Genomic DNA, 2,623 nt, shown 5'->3' with positions numbered 1-2,623 from the left:
TGGCATGGTGGAAAGGTACCTCACTTCCCCAGCGAGATGCTGGTTTCAAGGTGTCCACCATCTGGGGGTCAGGTCCTTATCGGCGAGTGAGCCATTGCGCCGGCTTCCAGGAGTCGGGATGGCGCCCGCGGGTTATGTGTCTGCTGATGGGGTGACGGTGGATACGTCGGTGGATTCTGAGGAGTCGAAGTCGTGGTCTGGTTTGTCGATGAGTACGGTTTCCTCGCCGGATGGGGTGAGCCTGTCGGTGTCGTTTATGGAGTTGGGGAATTCGGCAGTGATGCGGCTGACTCACCCTGACGGTGGGGTCAAAGAATTGTTTGATTCTTCCCGTGTTCGGGTTGAGGAGCGTCTTGATGGGGCGCTTCCCTACCGTTCGCTGAATTTTGATTTGCTGGCTTCTGACGGGCAGCGTACTCGGATTTTTGTTCCTCGCGCTGTGGTGACGTCTATTGACTCTCAGGCGTTTAATCGTGGTGAGCTGGCCGGCAGTGTGGTGACGCTGTCGTGCACGCCGGATTCTAATGGTGTGTGCTTGTACCGTCTGGTGGATAGGAATCCTCAGAAGCCTACCGGGCGCAACGATGTAGGCCCGGATTTTGCATTCGCTGGCAAGGTACGCGAATGGGTGGACTACATTACTGGCGATGGCAAGTTGACGAACCTTGGTGCCATCCGGGTGAATGTATCTACTGCCCTGGATATCATTTCGCGTATTTCTGAGCGGTCATTGTTGGATGCGGTGGACCAGCTGATTAATCGTGTCGAACACACGGTTGCTGATATGACTGATTCGGAGTTGCTGCGCATCATTGCTGATTGGGCTCCACGTGACCTTATTAGCGGCGCTAACTTGGATAACTTTCGCGCTGCTTTTGACCATGCAATGTCGTGGCTGCGGCGTCGTAGTAAGTCGGTGGCGCATGCGCTGAAAAAGATTGCCACACTGTGGTCGACTGTTGGCGTTGGTGGTCTGATTACCGGCTTGGCTAATGGTGATGTGCAGCAGGCTATTGGTGATTTCCTGTCGACGGCGGGGGCGAATTGGCAGGATTGGTTGGACGCCATTCTGCGTGGCGATGTTGATCATCTTATTGATAATGCGATTGCGTCGGTGAATTTCCCTGCTTTGGGTGATGCTTTGGCGAATATGGTGGAGTCTGCTGGTTTTTCGCAGTGGGCTGGGCCTATTCGTGCATGGGCTGGCCGTTTGGGGCAGATGTCTGGCGATGTTGGCAAGATGGTTGGTGACGCGCTGCGCGGTTTTCTGAATCGTCAGAACATCACGGACGTTAATGAGTTCATTCGTGATGCTATGCGCCGGTGGGATGATATTTCCGGGGATTTCATCAAGCGTATGACCTCGGGTGAAATTCTGTCGGATATTGCTCGTGCTGGTAGTAATCTTTATCGGGCGGCGCAGCAGCTGTGGGGCACGGTTGTTGACATTGTTCGGGATAATTGGGGTGTTTTCAATCCGTCGAATTTGGTGAAGGCGTGGAATGCTTTTGTTGGTGCGCTGGACCCGGCCCAGTATGGCGATATTGCGAATAGGTTTTTGACGGACTGGTCTAACCCTCCTGCTCTTGCCAATGACGTGGGTTTGTTGGTTACTGCGGTGGCTAGTGATATTGGTCAGGGCTGGATTGCCGCGTTGAATGCTTTGAATTTAGGGCAGGTGATTCCACAGCTTACTGGGGCGTGGGATGCGTTTCTTGATGGTGTCAATAAGGCTATTGCGGAGCTTTCGACGCAGGATTTGATTCTTGTGGGTGCGATGTTGGCGTTGCCGGTGATGGCTTTGGCGGCCGGGGCGGCGTTGACGTTGGTGTTGTTGGTGTTTGGCAAACCATTGCTTGCAGTTCCGGTTGCTTTGGCGACGGCGGGGCTGTTGTTGGGCATGCTGGTTGTGGCCTTGAAGTTTTTCGGCTTTGGGCTCAGCGGTGTGGTGCTGCCGTGGGCGGCGGATTTGATTGTGATTGCTCTTTTGACTGGGCATCCGCTGGCAGCGTTGTTTATTTTTTGGTCTGTGGTCAATGGTGCGAAGTTCATTATTTTGGATTTCCCGCTCGTGGTTATTGCTGGTGCTTTGCCGGTGACGTTGAAGGCCGTCGTGTTGTTTTTGGCTGCTGGTTGGGTGCTTGCTCATCTTGCGGTGTTGGCCGCGGTTGTGTTGTTCGTAGTGGCGAAGATTCGTCTGTTGTTGCGGATTACTCAGCCGTTGCGGACGACTGGGCTGGAAAGAGCTGTTATTGCGGTTGCTATTGCGGTGGCTACGTTCGTCATTGTGGCGTTGTTTGCTTCTACTGTTGTGGGGCTGATTGTCTTTTTGATGATTCGTAGCTCTACTCTTTCTGGCCGGTCATTGTTGTTGAATTTGGTGCGCACGGTCATTATTGGCGGTATTTTCGTCCCGTTTGTTGGGGTAAGTATCGTTGTGTCGTTGCTGCGGTTGTTGCGGTTCCGGTTGGATACGGTTCCTCCGGTTGTTACTGCGGTGGCGGTGTCGTTGCCGATTCTGCAGGTGTTGGTTTTTCGGTCGTTGGTGGACCTGACCCCCAGATGGTGGACACCTTGAAACCAGCATCTCGCTGGGGAAGTGAGGTACCTTTCCACCATGCCA

At 53.8% G+C, this 2,623-nt stretch carries 1 protein-coding gene; it reads left to right on the top strand.

Going from position 1 to position 2,623, the window contains the following annotated elements:
• Positions 1–136 precede the first annotated feature (136 nt).
• Entirely contained in the window at positions 137–2,578 is a 2,442-nt protein-coding gene (locus ABRP93_RS11505) for a hypothetical protein (RefSeq protein WP_349888008.1), read from the top strand.
• Positions 2,579–2,623 lie beyond the last annotated feature (45 nt).

The sequence above is a fragment of the Corynebacterium sp. KPL2850 genome, from assembly GCF_040225855.1.
Classification (GTDB): domain Bacteria; phylum Actinomycetota; class Actinomycetes; order Mycobacteriales; family Mycobacteriaceae; genus Corynebacterium.
Note: the sequence above shows the minus strand (reverse complement) of the source record. Positions and strands in the feature narration are given on the sequence as shown.